Source organism: Vibrio sp. 1069 (assembly GCF_033340555.1).
On record NZ_JAWOWP010000285.1, the window covers coordinates 1 to 767 of the forward strand.

General features: G+C 49.2%; 1 protein-coding gene. It reads right to left on the reverse strand.

Annotated elements, in window-relative coordinates:
- A partial coding sequence (locus tag R7040_RS26015) for a response regulator (protein WP_318097513.1) occupies nt 1-620 on the reverse strand: 620 nt, incomplete at its 3' end.
- Between the last annotated feature and the right edge of the window lie 147 nt (nt 621-767).

Genomic DNA, 767 nt, shown 5'->3' on the forward strand with positions numbered 1-767 from the left:
ATCAAGTCTTTTGGAATCGCGGCCATATTGAGAGCGATAAAAGGTTTGTTGGCGCGAGGGCTATGGCGGTGAAGGGCATGAGCAACCAGCTCTTTACCTGTACCGGACTCCCCGTTGATCAAAACGGAAATCGACGAGCGAGAAAGGCGGCCAATAGCGCGGAACACTTCCTGCATTGCTGGCGCTTCACCGATGATCTCTGGCGTGTCGGCCGGTGCATCTTCTGAAGACAATTGCTCGCGTTTGTTTTCATGGCTGTGGGCAATCGCACGTTCGACCAGTGTTAAGGTTTCATCGATATCAAACGGTTTTGGCAGATACTCGAACGCGCCTTTTTGATAGGCGTTAACGGCGGCATCTAAGTCGGAATGCGCGGTCATGATGATCACGGGCAAATCAGGGTAATCACGTTGCACTTGCTTGAGCAGTTCTAATCCGTCGATACCGGGCATGCGAATATCAGACACCAGTACGTCTGGCACTTCGCGCTCAAGCGCCATCAAAACGCTTTCCCCATCGGCATAGGTTTCGCATTTTATGTTGGCTGAGGAGAGTGTTTTCTCCATAACCCAGCGAATTGAACTGTCGTCATCGACGACCCAAACATATCCTTTACTCATGTACTAATCCTTGCAGCAAAAACCGTAAATTGGCGCTCAACGAAATTTATTCGTAAGGTCAAATCGGCAAATAAATTGTAAAAGTGGTGTGGCCAGGCCAGCTTTCAACGTCGATTTTTCCGTTGTGCTGGTCGATCAAATTTTGTG